Source organism: Thalassolituus sp. UBA6592, from assembly GCF_002433655.1.
GTDB lineage: Bacteria > Pseudomonadota > Gammaproteobacteria > Pseudomonadales > Oceanobacteraceae > Venatoribacter.
The window spans coordinates 454-20983 of the sequence record NZ_DJIO01000036.1 but is presented as its reverse complement, the minus strand read 5'-3'; the positions used below and the strand labels follow the sequence as shown (position 1 = coordinate 20983).

The window sequence follows — 20530 nt, the reverse complement described above, 5'->3', positions numbered from 1 at the left end:
CGGATTGGCCGGGGCGGATCTGCGACAGATAATAAGGGCCTGTGGTCGGCTCTTTCATCCAGTTATATTCCGATGGCCAGAGATCTTCGTTGCGATAGGCGTGGTGCGCAAAAGGGCGCATATCTGCGAGGGTCGTCAGCGCTTCGCTGACCCCGGCGGTCAGGTGGAAGGCGAAGGTCTGGTTGTTGAAGATCACCATGCCGTCACTGACCGCTTTTAACTGCTGGCGCAGCCATGGTGCCCCGGTTTTCGGGTCACTGATAAATTGGCCGGAAAAAGCAAAATCTTCACTGCTTACGGGGATGCCATCTGACCATTCGGCGTCATCATGCAGGCGGAATACCAAAAGGCTCTGATCGGTATTTATGCCCCATGCACTGGCCAATACAGGCGTCCACAGCTCAGCAGAATCCTGCGGACCTGTGATATAGGATGGCAGCATAAGAGGCAGCTGCAGTGAGCGCAGAGTGCTGGCAAAGCGGGTGTCGGTGTCCGGGCCGATGCGGCGGAGGTTGCGCGGAAACTCAGCCACTGCACGAATCATGCGTCCGCCGCGTATGGCGTCTTCAGAACCGGGAGATAAGGGGTTTGCTGTGTCCTGCCAGATAACCTGGTCGAGATCGTCACTGTCGCCATACTGAACAGTAAAGGCGGCGGCGGGCAGAGAGCAGCCGACAATCATCAGCGCTGTCAGGAATCTGGCTGCAAGGTGCCGGAATCTCTTTGTTTGCTCCCTGTTATCGTGCACACAGGGGGTGAGTTCCGGCACTTTGCTCATATCGTTACTTCCTCGTTCCCTGAGCTGATTTTTATCAACGCATAACGTCGACGTACAGCGTCAGCATTTGCCCTGGTTGCAGGTATTTTGCTTTTACTTCGGCAGCATTCCAGCGCTTCAGATCTGAGATGCGGACGTTGAATTTCTGCGATATGCGCGCCAGTGAATCGCCCTGACGTACGCGGTAGCGGATTTTGCGGATAACTTCGCGTTTGCCCGGTGTGGTACTTTTGGCCCAGATTACCAGGCTTTGTCCGGCCTTCAGAGGATCGCCAGGTGCCATGCCATTCCAGCGCGCCAGTTCGCCAACGGACACGTCATGATTACGTGCAATCTGCCAGAAGCTGTCACCACTGCGCACCTGATACTCAATTTTTTGGGTATTGGTTGGCTGGCGTGCTGTTTTCAGGCGATCGAGGCGTTGGCTGACGCTTTGTGAATACGCCTGTTGTGACTTGAAGGCACCCGGAATCAACAGCTGGTCACCGGCACGGATAATATTCGAGCGAATTCCGTTGGCCTGCTTCAGTGCATCCGGTGTGGTGTGAAATTTACGCGCAATGGTAATCAGGCTGTCGCCGCTGCGCACAGCGTAGCGCTGCCACTTCATACGGGCTGAAGACGGCAGTGCAGCGATCTGCTGGTTGAAAATATCTTTCTGGGCAACCGGGATCAGCACTTCGTGCGGGCCTTCCGGACGTGTCGCCCAGCGGTTGAAGCCCGGATTCAGTTTGTAGATTTCATCCAGTGAGGTCTGCGCCAGATCAGCAACCTGTGACAGGTCGATCTGACCGCCGGTCTGTACCACGGCAAAATAGGGCTCATCAGGCAGAGGCATGAGCGACAGATTGTATTTTTCCGGCTCTTTGATCATTTTGGCCAACGCGATCAGTTTTGGCACATAGGCGCGGGTTTCGCGTGGCAGGTCGAGTGACCAGAAGTCGGTCGGCAGGCCTCGCTGACGGTTCTTGCGCATGGCTTTGCGCACAGTACCTGCCCCGGAATTGTAAGACGCGAGGGCCAGCAGCCAGTCGCCATTAAATTCACGCTGCAGGGCATTCAGGTAACGCAATGCTGCTTCCGTTGCTGCACGGATGTCACGGCGGCCGTCGTGCCACCAGTCCTGATGCAGACCGAAATCACGACCGGTTCCCGGAATAAACTGCCATACGCCGGATGCCCGGCCATGGGAGTAGGCGAATGGATCAAAGGCACTTTCGACGATGGGCAGCAGAGCCAGTTCGCCGGGGATATCCCGCGCTTCAATCTGCTCAATGATAAAGTGCAGATAACGTACGCCGCGCTCTGCTACCCGGTTCATGTAACCAGGATGCGATTTGTACCAGTTGAGCTGGGATTCTATGCGCGGGTTATCGACGCTGATATCGAGCTGATAAGAAGCCAGAATCCGGTCCCAGATGGTTTCATAGGTTTCCGGGCTGGCGGGTGCAGGCTGCCAGTCATCAATGATGTATATGTCGGCATCGGTGCGTTTGGTTTCAGCTTCGGCAGTTGGTTTTGAACTCAGCTGCGAACAACCGCTCAGAAAAATAAATCCGCCGAGAATCAGACTGCTACGTAACACCCGTGGGTGAGAAAGCCTGGGTTTTAACAGGTGTTTCGATAGAGAGAAGCGTTTCATACGTTTACAATGTCATTAGTCAGCGGCCAGTCTAATTAGCGTAGCTGCCATCCGCAAGTCAGCAACTGCAAATCGCCAGCTCTGATGCGGTTTGCAGACGGATCAGGATGAACAATCCGGGGGAATTAACATGGCAGGTAGTGTCCGGATTAAGCCGGAAATGTATCTGAATTGGGTAAAAACACCCGTCGCGCAGAGATTGTTAGCACTGGAAGCCGGATGGCTGCAGGAATGGACTTCTCAACTTTATGGTCATCAGCTGCTGTATGCCGGTATCGATAACCAGCCGAAATTTTTGCGCCATGGCCGTACCAAGCATGCATTTACCATGGGGCTGCCATGGCAACACGGCGTGACGGAATCATCGGCGCTGATGAAAGACGACGCCTGGCCTTTTGCTGACAACAGTCTGGATGTGGTGGTGTTGCAGCACTGTCTGGATATGAGCGGCAGGCCGCACCAGATTATCCGTGAAGCAACCCGGAGTATTGTCCCCAGTGGCTATTTGATTGTTACCGGTTTTAACCCTTACAGCATCTGGGGTGGCGTGCGCTGGCTGCGCACGTTTTCAACCCGCATGCCCTGGGTAACCAACCCGGTCAGCGAGCGGCGTCTGCGCGACTGGCTGACACTGCTGGATTTCCGGATTGAGCACAGCAATCCGATTGCTCATACCTGGCCGCTGACGCTGGGCTCGGAAAAAATAAGCCGGCGCACAGACCGGGTGCTGGCCGGGGTGCGCTGGCTGCCGGCGACGGGCTACATACTGATTGCCCGTAAAACCATTGCCGGAATGACCCCGATACGGCCGAAACGCTGGGTGCTCAGTGAGCCGGCGTTTGGCATGACACAACCATTAGCCGGGCGCACCGCTGCGCCGGCGGAAGATCTGGAGAAACTGCATGTCAGCTAAGGTATATCTCTATACCGATGGCGCCTGTAAAGGCAATCCCGGCCCGGGTGGCTGGGGCGCGCTGTTGCGCTACGGCGCGAAAGAAAAAGAACTGTGGGGTGGTGATAAATCAACCACCAATAACCGTATGGAGCTGCAGGCCGCCATTGAAGGTCTGAAAGCGCTGACCCGTCCATGTTCTGTGGTGCTCACCACGGACTCGCAATATGTAAAACAGGGCATTAACGAATGGCTCGCTGGCTGGAAAAAACGGGGCTGGAAAACAGCCGCCAAACAACCGGTTAAAAATCAGGATCTGTGGCAGGCTCTGGATGAGCAATGTCAGCGTCACGAAGTAGAGTGGCGCTGGGTTAAGGGGCATGCCGGGCACGCAGAAAATGAGCGCGCAGATCAGTTGGCCAACAAAGGTGTAGCAGAGGTGTTGAATTGAGACAGGTTGTACTGGATACGGAAACCACAGGTATTGGTGAAGGTCACCGCATTATCGAAATCGGTTGCGTTGAGGTTATTGAACGTAAGCTCACCGGGCGTCATTACCATGTTTACGTTAATCCGCAGCGTGATATCGATGAAGAAGCCGCCGCAGTTCACGGCATCACCAACGAGTGGCTGATTGAGCAGAATGCGCCGGTGTTTTCTCAGGTAGTGGATGACTTCCGTGCCTTTATTGATGGTGCAGAGTTGGTCATTCATAACGCGGCGTTCGACGTCGGTATGATGGATGCGGAATTCAGTCGCCTGAATCTGCCGATGACCCGTGAGTTCTGTGGCATTCTCGATACGCTGGCGCTGGCGCGGGATCTTCATCCGGGCGCACGTAACAACCTCGATGCTTTGTGTAAACGATACGGCATCGACAACAGTCACCGGGAGCTGCACGGCGCTTTGCTGGATGCTGAAATTCTGGCGGATGTGTATCTGATGATGACCGGCGGTCAGACCGATCTGGCGCTGGCGGTTGAAGATGACAACAAAGACGATGTGGTTGATCTGAATATCGACACGCAGAACATCAATGCTGAAGATCTGGTGGTGGTGCGGGCCTCGTCTGCCGAGCTGGAGGCGCACGACAAAATGCTGGATCTGGTCGATAAAAAAAGCGACGGCGCCATCTGGCGCCGCGTTTAATGCTTTGCTGTAAGTCCGACGGGATTTACAGCCAGTGGGTTACTGCGAAGTAGCCCACACCAGTCATTACGATGGTGTAAGGCAGCGCCATAACCACCATTTTGCCGTAGCTCAGGCGAATCAGCGGTGCCAGTGCCGAGGTCAGCAGGAACAGGAAGGCAGCCTGACCGTTCGGTGTAGCAACACTTGGCAGGTTGGTGCCTGTGTTAATCGCAGTGGCCAGCACATCGAAATGTTCACGGGTGATTTCACCGCCATCCAATGCCGCTTTCACTTCAGAAATATACACAGTCGCAACGAAAACGTTATCGCTGATCATCGACAGAATGCCGTTGGCCAGGAAGAAAATACCCGGCTGGGCATGGGTTGATACGTTATCGGTATCCAGAATCCAGGTAATGATCGGTGTAAACAGGTGTTGGGAATGAATAACACCAACGATCGAAAAGAACACCACCAGCAGTGCAGTGAACGGCAGCGCTTCTTCGAAGGCCTTACCAATCTGGTGTTCTTCAATGACGCCGTTGAAGGCGGTCAGCAGTACGATAACGGTCAGGCCGATCAGACCTACTTCGGCCAGATGGAAAGCCAGACCAAATACCAGGAACACGGCAACCAGCCCCTGAACGAACAGCTGAGCTTTGCGTTTAGGGATCAGTTGCTTCTGCAGTTCGGCGTCAAAGTCTTCCAGGATGGTGCGTACTTCGGCCGGGAGTTTTGCGCCGTAGCCAAACCAGCAGAATTTCTCCAGCAGCATACAGGTCAGCAGGCCCATAACCAGAACCGGCATGGTAACCGGTGACATCATGTGGAAGAACTCGATGAATTCCCAGCCTGCGATTTTGGCGATCAGCAGGTTCTGTGGTTCACCCACCAGAGTACAGACACCACCCAATGCGGTACCGACGGCACCATGCATCATCAGGCTGCGCAGGAATGCGCGGAAGTCTTCCAGTTCCTGACGGTGCTGTTCTTTGATGTCTTCATCGTCTGTGGCCAGGCCACCTTTACTCACGACCTTGTGGTAAACGTTGTAAAAACCGACTGAAACGCTGATCAGTACCGCTGTTACGGTCAGTGCATCGAGGAACGCAGACAGCAGGGCGGCAACGATAGAAAACAGAAAGGACAGAATGACTTTAGAGCGTACGCCAAGCAGAATCTTGGTGAAAACGAACAGCAGCAGGTCCTTCATAAAGAAGATACCGGCAACCATAAACATCAACAGCAGGATAACCGGGAAGTTGGCGAGGGCTTCTTCGTAAATGATATCCGGATGGGCCATGCCCAGAATAACGGATTCAATCGCCAGCAGACCGCCTGGCTGGAGGGGGTAGCACTTGAGCGCCATTGCCAGAGTAAAAATAAACTCGACGATCAGAATCCAGCCAGTTATGTATGGACCCAGAACATTAATAAAAATAACATTAGCAACCAGAAACCCCAGAATGGTTTTCTTATACCAATCCGGAGCACTGCCCAGAAAATTACTGGCAAACGCTGCAGGTATGCTTTTCGGCATGGTCAATATCCTTAAGTTAGCCGCTGCACGGCAAAAGAGCGTGGCGAAATGTAATCGCTTTGCCGTCAAATGCAATACGCAAAGTCAATAAATTGGCCATTAATCAATCATTTGCAGTATCGGAACAAATACCTGTGTATATTGTCTGAATTGCCGATGTGTTTTTGATCAAGCAGTATAGTCCATCACATTTATGTTGCAGAAAACGGATCGCTCTTTGCTTTTGTTGTCGTTAGAATGGTTTTCATGATTAATAAGAATGACGCGTATAATGGCTGATATATCGACAGGAAGTGAGGTCACCCAATTCTCCGTTTCACTGAATCTGGTGAAGGCGGAGATTTCTAATGCGCTGGATCAGGCGGCGTCCCACCTTGATGCCTATTCTGAGCAGGCGGACGCTGAAAGTCTGCGTTCCTTTCTCGAAGAGATACAGCAAATCCGTGGCACCTTTAAGATGCTGGATTTCCGCGCCGGTGAGCGACTGTGTGAAGAACTGGCCGAAACCGGTCGCAGCGTGCGCTCGCAGGGTGTATCTGAGCCGATTCTGAATGCCTTTACTCAGGCCGTCGTATTCCTCAAACGTTATGTAGAATTTGTTGCTGCCGGAAACTCGGTAGCGCCCAGTCTGCTGATTCCGACCATCAATGTGGTACGCCGGGTGCGTGGTGAAAAGCCATTGCCGGAAGCTTACTTCTTTATGGTGAATCTGCGCCCTAAACTGCAGATGCCGGAACCTCAGCATGATGCAGCGTCTTTCCCGTATCGTCGTGCCCGCCAGTTATATCAGCTGGGGCTGATTGGTCTGATCCGTGGGCACGGTCGTCGTGGTCCGGTGCAGGTGATGCAGCGTGCCGTGAAACGTTTTGAGCAGGCCAGCCGGGGTGGTGCATCCTGGTTGTTCTGGCATGTGGTGGCAGGTGCGTTAGATGCGCTGTCGCAGGATTCCTTTGATATGACCCCACAGCGCATCTCGCTGCTGGGTGCTCTCGACCGTCAGGTCCGCCGCATTCAGGAAAGTAAAGGTCAGGCCTTTACTGAAAAGCTGCCGGACTGGCTGCTGAAAGAATTCGTTTATCTGGTTGCGCTGGCAGAGCCAGAAACCGAACAGCTGCAAACACTGCAGCGCGAATTTCATGTAGAAAATGAAGTCCGCGAAGCAGGTCTGGCACACAGCCGCGCCCGTCTGAGCGGCCCTGATCAGTCCGCGCTGCAGTCTCTGGCTGATGCGTTGCAGGATGAGCTGCAGTCGGTTAAAGATCAGCTCGACCTGATCGAACGTACAGATGCTTCGGATACCAGTGTTGAAGAGCTTGCCCAGTCTCTCAACCGAATCGGCGATACTCTGCAGATTGCTAATGAAGTGCAGGGATCGGAGCGTTGTCAGAAGCTGGTAGAAAAGCTTGAAGCAGGCGGCAGCGCCGTGCTGAGTAAAGAAGTGGCTTTCATCGCCGATGAAATTATTCACCTTGAGCAGGCCATCCGTTCGCTGACGCAGGAAGGTCTGGATCAGAATTCGCTGGTTGATCCGGTCAGTCTGAATGAAGCGCGGATTGCTGTGTTGTCGGAATCCATGACGGCCATGACCATGATCAAGCGGGCAGTGGGTTCTTATATCGATTCGAATGGCGATAAACTGCATATCCGCAACGTCGGCAAAAGCATTATTGATGTATCCGGGGCCATGATGTTCCTGGAGCGGCCGGAAGTGCATGACATGCTGATGGAGCTTAACCGCTTCCTGCAACGCGATGTACTTGAGTCGGAAATCCCGCCGAAACAGGCGCAGATGGAAGCTATGGCAGATGCGCTGACGGCCATCGAGTATTTCCTTGATTCTCTGGTAGGGCAAACCGCCGGTGCAGAAGAAGCCGTTCAGCTGGCTCGGGAAAGTATTACCCATCTGAGGAAGTAACGTATGTTACAGGGAACACTCACTGGCATTACCAGTGTTCTGCTGATTATCGCCATCGTTATCGTGGTGCTGCTTTGGTGGCGCCGTGGCTGGTTTATTCAATGGCTGAAAGGCACGCTCGGCTTTGTGCTGGTATTACTTACAGTGGCCGGCGTCTTTGCCCTGGTGGATCTCTGGAGTTATCGTCAGTTACTGCAGGAGCAACCTCTGGCAACGGTCAGTGTGTATCAGCTTGATGATCAGGTTTTTGACCTGACGCTGGCCGGTGCAGATGGCACTGAACAACGCTACAAGCTGATGGGTGATCAGTGGCAGCTGGATGTTCGTCTGTTGGTCTGGAGTGGTCCAATGGCGGCCATGGGTAAGATGCCTCTGTATCGTCTCGACCGTTTGTCCGGGCGTTACCTGTCGCTGGAACAGGAACGTACTGCTGAGCGCACCGTGTATGCCTTGTCTGATTCCCGCTGGGTCGATCTGTGGAGTGCGCTGAAAGGGCACAGTTTCTGGCTTGAAGCTGAATCCGGACGTGCCGTGTATATGCCGCTGGTGAATGGTGCCGTGTATTCTGTCAATTTGACGCCGAAAGGTATGATGGCCCGACCATTGAACGATGTGGCGGAGAAAGTGCTGCAGAGTGACTGGTAAAGAACGAACGCAACAGCTAGTGGGAAAGCTCAGAAAGAGCTGGAATCCAGACATAAAAAAAGCGGCCATTGGCCGCTTTTTTCGTTTCTGGCAGATCAGGCAGGGAAGAGTTCGCCCAGCTTGGTGGCCAGCATCATGTCACCTTCAACACGCAGTTGACCGGACATGAAAGCCTGCATGCCATCAGTATCACCGGATACGATGCCTTCCAGGGTTTCAGTGTTCATGATCAGAGTAACGTTAGCGTCGTCGTTTTCGCCTTCAGCAACGCTGCAGCTGCCGTCTTTAACGATCAGGTGGTAGGTCTCGCCGTCTTCAATATTGAACTGGAAAATCAGGTCCAGGTCAGCTGCGGCCGCGGCGTTGAACTTGCTGTTCATTGTTTCGATGATTTCTGCAACAGATGCCATAACGGTTTCCTTATTATTGCTACTGAAAGACAGGAGATCTGCTGATCAGATGTTGCCGTGTCAGCATCCTGTCATGGGTGTTATTTTGCATGATAATTTGCAATGGTTGTCCACTGGACCGGTCAACTCTATGGTGAGACGGTATGCCTGTCAATCAAAAATCATACGTCCGTTTGAATTCCTTGCAAACGCTGACTTGTCCACGCGCCTGAATCCGTTATCCTGTGGCATTGCTGCAAATATTACGTACTAAAGGAAGCATGTGTGGAATTTATCTCTGACTATGGCCTGTTTGTCCTCAAAGCGGTGACAATTGTGGTGGCCATTCTGGTTGTGATCGGTGGAATCGTTGCCATTGGCAGCCGCAATCGCCGCTCCAACGAAGGCGAACTCAACATCCGCAAGATCAATGATGACCTCGAAGACCATAAAGAACAGCTGGAAGACTCTGTCCTGACCCGTGACGCCATCAAGGCGAAAGAAAAAGAAAAGAAAAAAGAAGATAAAGAAAAAGCCAAAGCTGAGAAGAAACGTCTGAAGGGCGTTAAAGATGCTATGGCGACTGTCGACAAAACCAAACGTATTTATGTGCTGGATTTTGATGGTGATATTCAGGCCAGTCAGGTGGAGCATCTGCGGCAGGAAGTGACCGCTGTTCTCACCTTGGCTACGCCAGATGACGAAGTGGTTGTGCGACTGGAAAGTGGCGGCGGCATGGTGCACAGCTATGGTCTGGGGGCGTCTCAGCTGAAACGTGTGCGTGACCGTGGTATTCCACTGACCGTGTGTATCGATAAAGTCGCAGCCAGCGGTGGCTATATGATGGCGAGTATTGCTGATCGCATCGTTGCTGCGCCGTTTGCCATTGTCGGCTCTATCGGGGTGGTCGCACAGCTACCGAACTTCCACCGTTTGCTGAAGAAACATGACGTTGATTATGAGCTGTTCACGGCCGGTAAGTATAAGCGTACGGTGACCATGTTCGGTGAAAATACCGAAGAGGCACGGGAAAAATTCCAGACCGATCTGGAAGACACGCATGTGCTGTTCAAAAATCACGTTAAACAGTTCCGCCCGCGCATTGATATCGAAGAAGTGGCCAACGGCGACATCTGGTATGGCCAGCAGGCGCTGGATAAACGTCTTATTGATGAAGTGGGGACCAGCGATGATTATCTGATGGCAGCCTGCGAAAGAGCAGATGTGTATCAGGTGCGTTATGAATTCCGTAAAACGCTTCAGGAAAAACTGGGTGTCGCGGTAGAGCGCGGCGCTGAGGGTGCGTTTACGCGCCTGTTAACTATGCTTACGCGCCAACAACAGAATAAGGGGTAACCCCCAACGAGGAGGCAATATGGCATTTCTTGCATACCGCGTGGAAGAGGATTCCAGCGCTGAAAAACCGGTTTATACGACCGGCTGGCAATCCATGGAAGACAGTGATTTACCCGACGGTGACGTAGTCATTGAGGTTCATTATTCCTCGCTGAATTATAAAGATGCCTTATCAGCCTCAGGCAACAAAGGGGTAACCCGCAGTTACCCGCATACGCCTGGCATCGATGCTGCAGGTGTTGTGCTGAGCAGCAGCTCAGAAGAATTTGCCGCTGGCGAAGAAGTTGTGCTGTTTGGTTATGATCTGGGAATGAATACCGCCGGCGGCTTTGGTCAGCATATTCGTGTTCCGGCCAGCTGGGTGCTGAAAAAGCCCGATAATCTGACCATGGCCGATGCTATGGCCTGGGGGACGGCAGGATTCACCGCTGCCTTAAGTGTGCAGAAGCTGGAGCGCGCTGGTATCGCACCGGGTAAAGGCCCGGTGGTCGTCACGGGTGCTACTGGCGGTGTAGGCTCAGTGGCAGTAGCACTGCTGAGTAAGCTTGGTTACGAGGTTATTGCTCTGTCCGGGAAGCCGGAACAGGCGGAGTTTCTGACCTCCCTTGGCGCATCCGCCATTATTGGTCGCGACGAAGTGCTGGCTCTGAAAGGCAAAGCCATGGCCAAGCCTTTGTATCAGGCCGCTCTGGATACCACAGGCGGCGATCTGGTCTCAGCGCTGATTCCGCAGATCATGCCGGAAGGTGCCGTTTCTACTTGCGGCATGGTGGCAGGGATCAAAGTGGAAGCCAGCGTGTTTCCGTTTATTTTGCGGGGCGTCAGTCTGCTTGGCGTGGATTCAGTCGAAATTCCGCGCGAAGATAAGCAATCTGTGCTTAATAAAGCCGCCGCGGAATGGGCGTTGCCCGGACTGAATGATCTGACAACCGATCTTGGCCGCAGCGAGCTGGATGCAACGCTGAAGAAAATCCTCAGCGGCCAGGGGGTGGGCCGTTACCGGCTGAATCTGGCGCAGGAATAATATCTGCGCTTCACCGCTGAAATGAAAAAGCCCGCTGAGCGGGCTTTTTTGTGGCTGCTGGGCGTGATTTAGCGGTTGTGCATGGCCTGGCCTGGCCAGCCGGTTTGCAGTATCAGTCGCGGCGTAATTTATCGCTGACCGCAATGGGGTTCGGGTAGTTGAACACCACAATGTAACTGGAGATGACGAAGGTAATGATGGCGGTTGCCTGAATCAGCAGAGAGCCGGTTTCACTGAGCAGGGCGCTCTGCAGGGCAACAAAGGCGATCAGCAGCGAGAATTCGCTGATCTGCCCCAGACGGAAGCCGACATCCCAGGCCAGCTCCCGGCGTTCACTGAAGCGGCCAAGCAGAAAGCGGAAGCTCACCGGCTTGATGATCAGAATAATGATGGCCAGCAGCAACGCGGGCACGATCACATCCGTCAGTAAGCCAATATTGAAGCGGGCACCTAAGGCAAAGAAGAACATCACCAGAAAGAAATCCCGTAATGGCTTCAGGCTGATGGCCATAAACTGTGCAATCGGACTGGTCGCCAGGGTGACACCTGCGATAAAGGCGCCGATTTCGTGGGTCAGCCCCACGATTTTGGCGGCTTCCGCCACGGCCAGACACCAGCCAATGGCGAGAATAAACAGATACTCGTGGTAACGGTCGAAGCGGGCGATTAAGGGTAGGATCACGCCTTTCACCAGCAGGAAGCAGCCCGCGGCCAATAAAGGCAATGCTGCAAATGGCTGCCACACCGGCATGTTGGATCCACCCTCCATGACGCCCAGCAGAATCAGCACAAAGATCGCGAACATATCCTGAATCAACAGCAGACCAATCATCAGTTCGCCCATGCGCTTATGGTGCAGCACTGTGGTCGGCAGCAGCTTGAGACCGATGATGGTGCTGGAAAACATCATCGCCAGACCAATAATCAGGCTGTCGATACGGCTGAAGCCAAACGCCTGGGTCAGGCCAAAGCCGGCGGCGAAAAACACCAGCGAGCTGATAATGGCAACCAGCATGGCTTTGCGTAACACCGCCAGCAGCGCCGATGGCTGCATATCCAGGCCAAGCAGAAACAGCAGGAAAATAATACCGATGTCGGCCAGGTGCACCATCTGTTGCGGGTCACTGATCCAGCCCAGGCCAAACGGACCTACCAGAGCACCCAGCGCAATATAGGCAATCAGCACCGGCTGGCGTGTGTAGAGGGCGAAGGTTGCCAGTACGGCAGCGCCGGCAAAGATAATAAAGATCGAAAAGACAATGTCCTGCTGCATCGGCGCTCCACAAAAAAACGGTCAATGAAGAAACGGGCAATGAAAAAAGGCAGTGAAAAACGCGTGATTATACTGCGGGATATCCGGTCGGTCTGATGGATTCTGTTGGTGACATTTACCGCAAGAGTAAGGCAGGCGGGGAGACTTGGCTATCGGTAAACTACCAGTCAGAACCATTGTCCTGACTGGCAGCTGGCGCCATGCCGTGCGTTATGCGCGGCGGCGGAACAGTGGACGCGGCTCGCGGGCGTCGGTCTGGTAGCAGCTGGTGAAGGTCGAAAATGCCTTCAGTGCTTCTTCCTGATCCTGATCATCGCGCAGGTTAAAGCTGTCGAAGCCACAACGTTGCATGGAAAACAGCTGGTCGATCAGCACATCGCCCATGGCGCGCAGCTCGCCCTGATAACCGTGACGTTCACGCAGCAGGCGGGCAGCGGTATAGCCACGACCATCAGTGAACTTAGGAAAATCAATGGCAATCAGTGCGAAGCGGCTGGCATCGTCACCGATCAGGTCAGCAGTTTCTTCACTTTTCAGGAACAGACCGAGTACGCCGGCCTGTGCTTTTTCAGCCAGAGTGTCGCGCTCTGCCTGCCAGCGGCTCAGCGAAACGATGGCATAATCAGAAACGGCGGCATCGTCTTCGATGACCTGCCAGTTATCGCTGCCGATAACCTGCTGTTGCTTAATCAGCTGGGCCATATACTGCCTCCTTAAATGCACCATGACCAATACGACGGTAAGCTTCGAGGAAAGACTCGCCGTCGAGGCGTTTTTCAACATAGAAGTCGAGAATGGTCTGAATCACATCGGCCATACGCTCACGGGCGAAAGAAGGTCCGAGGATTTTACCCAGTGACGCTTCTTCACTGTTGTTACCGGCGGCGGAGCCCCCCAGAGAAATCTGGTAGAACTCTTCGCCTTTCTTATCGACACCCAGTACACCGATGTTGCCAACGTGGTGGTGACCACAGGCATTCATACAGCCGGAAATGTTCAGGTCGATTTCACCCAGGTCATGCAGATAATCAAGATCGTCAAAGCGTACCTGAATGGCTTCTGCTACCGGAATAGACTTGGCGTTGGCCAGGGCGCAGAAGTCGCCGCCCGGGCAGCAGATCATATCGGTCAGCAGGCCGAGGGTCGGCGTCGCCAGGGCGTTGGCTTTCGCTTCCTGCCACAGTGCGAACAGTTCGGCCTGTTCCACATCCGGCAGAACCAGGTTCTGCTGATGGCTTGAACGCAGTTCACCAAAGCTGTAACGGTCAGCAAGATCGGCAACCTGATCCATCTGCTCGGCAGTGATATCACCCGGTGGCGTACCTTTCTGCTTCAGTGTCAGGGTGACGACGGCATAACCGGCTTTTTTGTGTGCGCGCACGTTGCGCTGCAACCAGCGGGCAAACGCTGCATTTTCAGCTTTGGCAGACGTCAGTTCGGCCGGCTCATCCTGCAGGTCTTTGTATGCAGGTTCGGTGAAGTGTTTTTTCACGCGATCCAGTTCGGCCTGAGTCAGTTTACCTTCGCCGTCACGGATACGTTCCCATTCAGCTTCAACCAGTTCACGCATGCGCTCAATGCCCAGCGCTTTGGTCAGAATCTTGATACGGGCTTTGTACTTGTTATCGCGGCGACCAAACTGGTTGTACACGCGGATTACCGCATCCAGGTAGGTCAGCAGATCTTCTTCCGGCAGGAAAGCACGGATTTCAGTACCAATAACCGGGGTACGGCCCAGACCGCCGCCGACGAGGATGCGGTAGCCCAGTTCACCGGCTTCATTGCGTACGATGTTAACGCCGATGTCGTGAATCTGAATCGCAGCGCGGTCAGCGCCTGGAACAGCATTCACAGCAATCTTGAACTTACGCGGCAGGAAAGCAAATTCCGGGTGGAAGGTAGACCACTGACGGATGATTTCGCAGTAAGGACGTGGATCAGTAATCTCTTCAGCAATAACACCGGCATACTCGTCGGTGGTGGTGTTACGGATACAGTTACCGCTGGTCTGCACGGCGTGCATCTGCACTTCAGCAAGGTCCGCCAGAATCTGCGGACACTCCGCCAGAGCTGGCCAGTTGAACTGGACGTTCTGGCGGGTAGAGAAGTGGGCGTAGCCTTTATCGTATTCACGGGCAACGCGTGCCAGAGCGCGCATCTGGGCAGAGTTCAGGGCGCCATAAGGCACTGCCACGCGCAGCATAGGAGCATAGCGCTGAACATAAATGCCGTTCTGTAATCGCAGCGGAAGGAATTCTTCTTCCGGGATTTTACCGTCGAGATAACGTGTAACCTGACCACTGAACTGAGCGACGCGCTCATTCAGCAGCTGCTGGTCGTATTCGTCGTATACGTACATAGGAAACCGGTTGCTGATTGGTTTTGAGTTTGCTCGGGATGGTGGATTTGATCGTCAATCAGGTCATCGCTGATGGCAGGATCCACAACACCCCAGTTATATAGCAGCGCACATTAACAGAGCTTCTATATATGCAAAATGAATATTTATCTATATGTCTAAAACATAGTGGAATAAGAGCGTTGCTGCTGAAATCTGCCCGGTTTTAACCGTCCGCTGAGTTCGCAGCCGTATTCAGCAGGGGTCCGCTAATGAGCAACTCCTGCGTGTTCTGCGCTGGCAAGACCGCGGATCATACGGCCCGGGAAGTCGGTAAATACCGCACTGACGCCGATATCCAGCAGCTTCTGCGCTTCATGGGCGTTGTTCACGGTGAACACCAGCATGTGGTAGCCGGCCTGACGGATTTCCGCGATCAGCGCTGGCTGCGAAAACTCATGGGCGAAGTGCAGGCCATGGCAGTCCAGTTCTTCCAGACGGCTGTGCCAGTCTTTGGGGATGGCTTCGACATTCAGGGCGCGGGTCAGATGGGGCAGGTAGTCTTTTGCTGCGCGCAAGGCATAAAAAGAAAATGAGCTGAGCAGGATAGGCTGCTCGCTGGGCACTGTGCGCAGGGTTTCGGCAATGGCCCAGACGGTTTCGTCTTCGCGTCCTGGTGTCGGTTTGATTTCCAGGTTAAGGGCTATTTCCAGTTCGTTGGCCAGCAGAATCAGATCCGCCAGGGTCAGCAAAGGCTCGCCGCTGTAATTGCTGCTGAACCAGCTGCCGCAGTCGAGTTTTCTCAGTTGCGCCAGTTGTTGCAGAATCACCAGACCATTACCGTCAGAGCAGCGGTTCAGGTCGTGATCATGGTGAATAACCGCGATACCGTCGGCGCTGATGGTAACGTCCACTTCCGCCCAGCGGGCGCCCTGAGAGGCTGCCAGCCGGATAGCTGCGGCAGTATTTTCCGGCGCTTCGGCACTGGCGCCGCGATGGGCAACGACTGGCGTAATGTATTCGTAAGCCGATACCGGCTGCAGGGGATGAACTCTCGGCATACTGGCCTCATACGGAAAGTGTCAGATTTTAAAGCCTGACGGTCAGACGTTACTGCAAGGTTAAACGTCTTAAAAAGAAATCCGGCCCCATGTCTGCTTACGCCAGATGGCACCGTAGATGGCCGATAAAGTAATACGTTGTATGCCCTGAAGCAACCAGATTCCCAGCAGTCCGAAGCCGGCAACCGGGCCAACCAGAAATGCCAGCGGCAGCAATACACACCACTGCATCAGCAGGTTGATGATCATGACCTGTTTGCTGGCGCCAGCACCCAGTAAAGCCTGGGTCAGTACCATGGCGGTGACTTCCAGCGCGATATTCAGCCCGGTGATACGCAGCGGCCATTCGCCCAGAGCGATCAGCTCAGGATGCGGGGTGAATATGCGCAGCACGTATTCCGGAAACAACCACAACGGCAGGCCGGCAATGGCCATAATAAATACGGCTACCCGGGTGACTTCCCAGCCCCAGCGGTAGGCGTCAACCGGCTCTTCGCGCCCCAGTGAGTGACCGACCAGACTGGTGGCGGCCATGCCGAGGCCAACCGCAGGTAAAATCATCAGCAGCATCAGGCTGATCAGAATATGGCCGATGGCCTGCTCCTGCGTGCCGACCAGGCCGATGATCCAGAACAGAACACCATTACCCAGGGCAAACAGAGTCTGTTGGGTGGAATTGGGGATGGTCAGGCGCACGATACTGCGCATGGTGTCGGCGCTGACACCGCTCAGGCGGAAGCGTTCACGATGGCGGTGGAACGTGACCCAGAAATTCATGGCGCAGCCAAAGAACAGGGCAATGGTGGTGCCCATGCCGGAGCCAACCGCACCAAAGCCGTCCCAGCTGCTGATACCAAAAATCAGCACCCAGCTGACAATGATGTTTACCAGATGCATCAGCAACAGAATGTAGAGGTATTTTTTGCCTTCGCTGATGCCGTTCCAGAATCCACGGAAAACGAAGTTCATACCGACAGCAACCGTCGCCAGAGTGCGCCACTCAAAATAGGGCATGGCAACGTCGAGCACTGGCTGATCCGAATTAAAGAGAGGGATAAACCAGGGCGTTGCGAGATAGACCAGCAGGGTGAGAGGTAGGCCAATCAAGGCCGCCAGTTGCAGGCCGGCAATCAGAGGTTCACCGATCTGATCCAGCTGTCCGGCGCCCTGGCGGCGGGCCACCATGGCCTGTACGCCAGCGGAAAGACCCATAACCACAGAAACGGTGATAAAGGTTGCGTAAGAGCCAATGCCAACGCCGGCCAGCGCAGCATCGCCAAGGCGACCTACCATAGCGGCATCAACCAGATTGATCACACTCTGGGACAGCATGCCACCAATAATGGGAATGCTGATGGCAAAAATGCGCTTGAGGCGCTTTTCTTCAATACGAAGAAGGACGCCCAGCATCAGTGCCAGGCGTTGCCAGCCTCTGGCGACCAGATTCATGCGATCTCTTGCGTCGTCCCTCATGCCACCTGTCATTCCACCTCAGCGGTCGTAGCTGAGGTGAGGTGCCAGCCAGCGCTCCATGGTTTCGACATCCATGCCTTTGCGGGCAGCGATGTCTTCAACCTGATCCTTACCGATTTTGCCCAGACCAAAGTATTTGGCCTCCGGATGCGCAAAATACCAGCCACTGACGGAAGCCGCCGGTGTCATGGCAAAGCTTTCGGTCAGAGATACACCGGTTGCCGCTTCTGCATCCAGCAGGCGGAAAAGGGTTTCTTTTTCGGTATGATCGGGACATGCAGGGTAGCCAGGTGCCGGGCGGATACCTTTGTAGTTCTCTTTGATCAGATCTTCATTGCTCAGGCTTTCATCTGCCGCGTAGCCCCACAGCTCTTTACGTACGATTTCATGCATACGCTCAGCGAAGGCTTCCGCCAGACGGTCGGCCAGTGCCTTCATCATGATGCTGTTGTAATCATCGTTGTTGGCGTCAAATTCCTTCGCCAGATGTTCAGCTTCAAAACCGGCAGTAACCACAAAACCACCGATGTAATCCTGGGTGCCTTCTGGTGCAACGTAGTCGGCCAGAGAGTAGTTTGGCTGACTGTTTGGTTTATCCGTCTGCTGACGCAGATGGTGCAGAATCGCCAGCTCTTCATGGCTGTCAGCATCAAATACTTTGATGTCATCAGCACCAACGCGGTTGGCAGGCCAGATGCCGACCACCGCTTTGGCATTGAATAATTTTTCATCAATGATGCGCTGCAACATAGCGCGGGCATCTTTATACAGATTGGTGGCAGCTTCACCGACCACTTCGTCTTCCAGAATGCGTGGGAATTTGCCGGCCAGTTCCCAGGACATAAAGAACGGTGTCCAGTCGATGTATTCAGCCAGTTCCGCCAGATCAAAGTTTTCGTAACGGGTAATACCGGTTTTTACCGGAGCGGCCGGTGTGTAGCTGTCCCATTTGCCGTCAAACGGATTGGCGCAGGCGTCTTTATAGCTGAGCAGTGCTTTGGCTTTGCGATTGGCATTACGCTCGCGCACCCCTTCGTATTCTTCACGACGTTCAGCGATAAATTCTTTTTTCGAGTTGGCATTCACCAGTTTCTGCGCAACACCCACGGCACGGGAGGCATCCGCCACATAGACGGCAATATCGTTCTGATATTGCGGTTCAATTTTCACGGCAGTGTGTGCTTTCGATGTGGTTGCACCACCGATCAGCAGCGGAATATGGTAATTCTGACGCTGCATTTCCCGCGCTACGTGTACCATTTCATCCAGTGATGGGGTGATCAGACCGGACAGGCCGATGATATCGACGTTTTCTTCTTTGGCGGTTTTCAGAATTTTTTCTGCAGGCACCATCACACCGAGGTCGATGACCTCAAAGTTATTACACTGCAGCACCACACCAACGATATTTTTACCGATATCGTGTACGTCGCCTTTGACCGTGGCCATCAGAATTTTGCCCTGGGATTCTGACTTACCGTCTTTTTCGTCTTCGATAAACGGCAGCAGGTAGGCCACGGCCTGTTTCATTACACGGGCGCTTTTTACCACCTGCGGCAGGAACATTTTACCGGAACCAAACAGGTCGCCGACCACGTTCATACCATCCATCAATGGACCTTCGATCACTTCGATCGGACGGTCGAACATCTGGCGGGCTTCTTCGGTATCGGCTTCAACGTGGGCGTTGATACCTTTGACCAGGGCGTGCGTCAGACGCTCCGCGACTGGCAGAGAACGCCATTCTTCGTCTTCTTTTTCTGCCACTGAGCCGTCGCCACGATAGTTGTCGGCTACGGCTAACAGGCGGTCAGTGGAATCCTCACGGCGATTCAGGACAACGTCTTCAACCAGTTCTTTCAGTTCTGCAGGCAGATCGTCATACACCGCCAGCTGACCAGCGTTAACGATACCCATGCTCAGGCCGTTTTTAATGGCGTGGTAGAGGAACACTGAGTGAATCGCTTCACGCACCGGGTTGTTACCACGGAAGGAGAAAGAAACGTTGGAAACACCACCGGAAATTTTTGCATAGGGCAGGTTTTCGGTGATGAATTTACAGGCGTTGATGAAGTCCACAGCGTAGTTGTTGTGTTCTTCAATACCGGTTGCTACCGCAAAAATATTCGGGTCAAAGATAATGTCTTCCGGCGGGAAGCCCACTTCATCGACCAGAATACGGTAGGAGTTTTCGCAGATTTCGTTTTTACGTGCTTCGGTGTCCGCCTGGCCGTCTTCATCAAAGGCCATGACCACAACCGCAGCGCCATAGCGCATACAGGCTTTGGCTTTGGCGACGAATTCTTCTTTGCCTTCTTTCAGTGAGATAGAGTTCACCACGGCCTTGCCCTGAATGCACTTCAGGCCGGCTTCAATGATTTCCCACTTGGACGAGTCCACCATGATGGGGACACGGGCGATATCCGGCTCGGACGCGATCAGGTTGAGGAAACGCACCATGGCAGACTGAGAGTCCAGCATGCCTTCGTCCATGTTGATGTCGATGATCTGGGCGCCGTTCTCCACCTGTTCACGGCAGATTTCCAACGCTTCATCGTAGTTTTCCTCGACGATCAGACGTTTGAACTTAGCTGAGCCGGTCACGTTGGCGCGTTCGCCGACGTTCACAAACAGGCTGGTTTCATCAAAGTTGAACGGCTCCAGTCCAGACAGGCGACAGGCTGGTTTGATCTCAGGGATCTTACGCGGCTTGTGTTTGGCAACCGCCTCAGCGATAGCCTTGATGTGTGCCGGTTCAGAACCACAGCAACCACCGAGAATATTCAGGAAGCCGGAAGCGGCAAATTCTTCTACGATCTCCGCCATTTGCGCAGGCGTTTGGTCGTATTCACCAAATTCATTTGGCAGACCGGCGTTCGGGTGAGCTGAAATAAAGCAGTTGGCTTTGTTCGATAATTCTTCGATGTGCGGGCGCAGTTCTTCCGCCCCCAGGGCGCAGTTCAGGCCTATGGTCAGCGGTTTGGCGTGAGCCAGCGAGTTGTAGAAGGCTTCGGCGGTCTGGCCCGACAGGGTACGGCCAGAGGCATCCGTGATGGTGCCGGAAATCATGATC

At 53.9% G+C, this 20530-nt stretch carries 17 protein-coding genes; 7 read left to right on the top strand and 10 right to left on the bottom strand.

The genetic code is table 11. The annotated features are described in order from the left end of the window. Together B2Z72_RS03205 and B2Z72_RS03200 are read right to left on the bottom strand one after the other, a co-directional pair. On the bottom strand, positions 1-778 hold a 778-nt coding region (locus B2Z72_RS03205; RefSeq protein ID WP_297004148.1), incomplete at its 3' end, for an ABC transporter substrate-binding protein. Between the two features lie 34 nt (positions 779-812). Then, positions 813-2363 (bottom strand): LysM peptidoglycan-binding domain-containing protein, encoded by a 1551-nt coding sequence (locus tag B2Z72_RS03200; RefSeq protein ID WP_296983470.1) that lies wholly within the window; start codon positions 2361-2363, stop codon positions 813-815. A 187-nt stretch (positions 2364-2550) separates the two neighbouring features. Here B2Z72_RS03200 and B2Z72_RS03195 point away from each other — a divergent pair, with 187 nt between their 5' ends. Genes B2Z72_RS03195 through dnaQ form a run of 3 tightly spaced genes read left to right on the top strand, consistent with a single transcriptional unit; the run spans position 2551 to position 4461 of the window. After that, a complete protein-coding gene (locus B2Z72_RS03195; protein ID WP_296983469.1) occupies positions 2551-3333 on the top strand; it encodes a class I SAM-dependent methyltransferase in 783 nt (260 codons plus the stop codon). After that, complete coding sequence (gene rnhA, locus B2Z72_RS03190; RefSeq protein ID WP_296983468.1) at positions 3323-3763, top strand: ribonuclease HI; 441 nt, start codon at positions 3323-3325, stop codon at positions 3761-3763. The genes B2Z72_RS03195 and rnhA overlap by 11 nt, the downstream gene beginning before the upstream one ends. After that, positions 3760-4461 (top strand): DNA polymerase III subunit epsilon, encoded by a 702-nt coding sequence (dnaQ, locus tag B2Z72_RS03185; protein ID WP_296983467.1) that lies wholly within the window; start codon positions 3760-3762, stop codon positions 4459-4461. The genes rnhA and dnaQ overlap by 4 nt, the downstream gene beginning before the upstream one ends. A 25-nt stretch (positions 4462-4486) precedes the next feature. Here dnaQ and nhaB read toward each other — a convergent pair whose 3' ends face one another. Next, entirely contained in the window at positions 4487-5983 is a 1497-nt protein-coding gene (nhaB, locus tag B2Z72_RS03180) for a sodium/proton antiporter NhaB (protein WP_296983465.1), read from the bottom strand. A gap of 271 nt (positions 5984-6254) precedes the next feature. On the opposite strand from nhaB, the gene B2Z72_RS03175 reads away from it, so the two are divergent. Next, on the top strand, positions 6255-7898 hold the full coding sequence (locus B2Z72_RS03175) for a hypothetical protein (RefSeq protein WP_296983464.1): 1644 nt from the start codon (positions 6255-6257) through the stop codon (positions 7896-7898). Between the two features lie 3 nt (positions 7899-7901). Beyond that, positions 7902-8543, top strand: coding sequence for a hypothetical protein (locus tag B2Z72_RS03170; protein ID WP_297004146.1), 642 nt, complete (start codon positions 7902-7904; stop codon positions 8541-8543). 95 nt (positions 8544-8638) lie between these two features. Here the strand turns inward: B2Z72_RS03170 and B2Z72_RS03165 are convergent, their stop codons facing one another. Further along, a complete protein-coding gene (locus tag B2Z72_RS03165; RefSeq protein ID WP_296983462.1) occupies positions 8639-8953 on the bottom strand; it encodes an SCP2 sterol-binding domain-containing protein in 315 nt (104 codons plus the stop codon). A 264-nt stretch (positions 8954-9217) separates the two neighbouring features. Here B2Z72_RS03165 and sohB point away from each other — a divergent pair, with 264 nt between their 5' ends. Together sohB and B2Z72_RS03155 are read left to right on the top strand one after the other, a co-directional pair. Further along, the gene (sohB, locus tag B2Z72_RS03160; protein WP_296983460.1) at positions 9218-10288 is read left to right on the top strand and encodes a protease SohB; all 1071 of its coding nucleotides are present in this window, start codon (positions 9218-9220) and stop codon (positions 10286-10288) included. 19 nt (positions 10289-10307) lie between these two features. Then, positions 10308-11312, top strand: a complete 1005-nt coding sequence (locus tag B2Z72_RS03155; protein ID WP_297004144.1) for a YhdH/YhfP family quinone oxidoreductase — start codon at positions 10308-10310, stop codon at positions 11310-11312. Positions 11313-11424: 112 nt separating this feature from the next. Here B2Z72_RS03155 and B2Z72_RS03150 read toward each other — a convergent pair whose 3' ends face one another. The 6 genes from B2Z72_RS03150 to metH all read right to left on the bottom strand — a co-directional run. Beyond that, positions 11425-12585 (bottom strand): cation:proton antiporter, encoded by a 1161-nt coding sequence (locus B2Z72_RS03150; RefSeq protein WP_296983458.1) that lies wholly within the window; start codon positions 12583-12585, stop codon positions 11425-11427. Positions 12586-12795: 210 nt separating this feature from the next. Next, a complete protein-coding gene (locus B2Z72_RS03145) occupies positions 12796-13287 on the bottom strand; it encodes a DUF934 domain-containing protein (protein WP_296983457.1) in 492 nt (163 codons plus the stop codon). Next, a complete protein-coding gene (locus B2Z72_RS03140) occupies positions 13271-14944 on the bottom strand; it encodes a nitrite/sulfite reductase (RefSeq protein ID WP_296983456.1) in 1674 nt (557 codons plus the stop codon). Before B2Z72_RS03140 ends, B2Z72_RS03145 begins: the two co-directional genes overlap by 17 nt. Positions 14945-15192: 248 nt before the next feature. After that, positions 15193-15984, bottom strand: a complete 792-nt coding sequence (locus B2Z72_RS03135) for a glycerophosphodiester phosphodiesterase family protein (RefSeq protein ID WP_296983454.1) — start codon at positions 15982-15984, stop codon at positions 15193-15195. A 69-nt stretch (positions 15985-16053) separates the two neighbouring features. Next, positions 16054-17433, bottom strand: a complete 1380-nt coding sequence (locus tag B2Z72_RS03130; RefSeq protein WP_296983453.1) for an MATE family efflux transporter — start codon at positions 17431-17433, stop codon at positions 16054-16056. A 42-nt stretch (positions 17434-17475) separates the two neighbouring features. After that, positions 17476-20530, bottom strand: a 3055-nt coding sequence (gene metH / locus B2Z72_RS03125) for a methionine synthase (protein ID WP_297004141.1), incomplete at its 5' end; no start/stop codon positions are given.

What these genes read in the sequence shown, in the direction of transcription:
- B2Z72_RS03135 (WP_296983454.1), bottom strand. Translation starts at nt 15,984, where the DNA reads ATGCCGAGAGTTCATCCCCTGCAGCCGGTATCGGCTTACGAATACATT.
- nhaB (WP_296983465.1), bottom strand. Translation starts at nt 5,983, where the DNA reads ATGCCGAAAAGCATACCTGCAGCGTTTGCCAGTAATTTTCTGGGCAGT.
- B2Z72_RS03155 (WP_297004144.1), top strand. Translation starts at nt 10,308, where the DNA reads ATGGCATTTCTTGCATACCGCGTGGAAGAGGATTCCAGCGCTGAAAAA.
- B2Z72_RS03150 (WP_296983458.1), bottom strand. Translation starts at nt 12,585, where the DNA reads ATGCAGCAGGACATTGTCTTTTCGATCTTTATTATCTTTGCCGGCGCT.
- B2Z72_RS03140 (WP_296983456.1), bottom strand. Translation starts at nt 14,944, where the DNA reads ATGTACGTATACGACGAATACGACCAGCAGCTGCTGAATGAGCGCGTC.
- B2Z72_RS03130 (WP_296983453.1), bottom strand. Translation starts at nt 17,433, where the DNA reads ATGAATCTGGTCGCCAGAGGCTGGCAACGCCTGGCACTGATGCTGGGC.
- B2Z72_RS03145 (WP_296983457.1), bottom strand. Translation starts at nt 13,287, where the DNA reads ATGGCCCAGCTGATTAAGCAACAGCAGGTTATCGGCAGCGATAACTGG.
- B2Z72_RS03170 (WP_297004146.1), top strand. Translation starts at nt 7,902, where the DNA reads ATGTTACAGGGAACACTCACTGGCATTACCAGTGTTCTGCTGATTATC.
- B2Z72_RS03195 (WP_296983469.1), top strand. Translation starts at nt 2,551, where the DNA reads ATGGCAGGTAGTGTCCGGATTAAGCCGGAAATGTATCTGAATTGGGTA.
- B2Z72_RS03175 (WP_296983464.1), top strand. Translation starts at nt 6,255, where the DNA reads ATGGCTGATATATCGACAGGAAGTGAGGTCACCCAATTCTCCGTTTCA.
- rnhA (WP_296983468.1), top strand. Translation starts at nt 3,323, where the DNA reads ATGTCAGCTAAGGTATATCTCTATACCGATGGCGCCTGTAAAGGCAAT.
- B2Z72_RS03165 (WP_296983462.1), bottom strand. Translation starts at nt 8,953, where the DNA reads ATGGCATCTGTTGCAGAAATCATCGAAACAATGAACAGCAAGTTCAAC.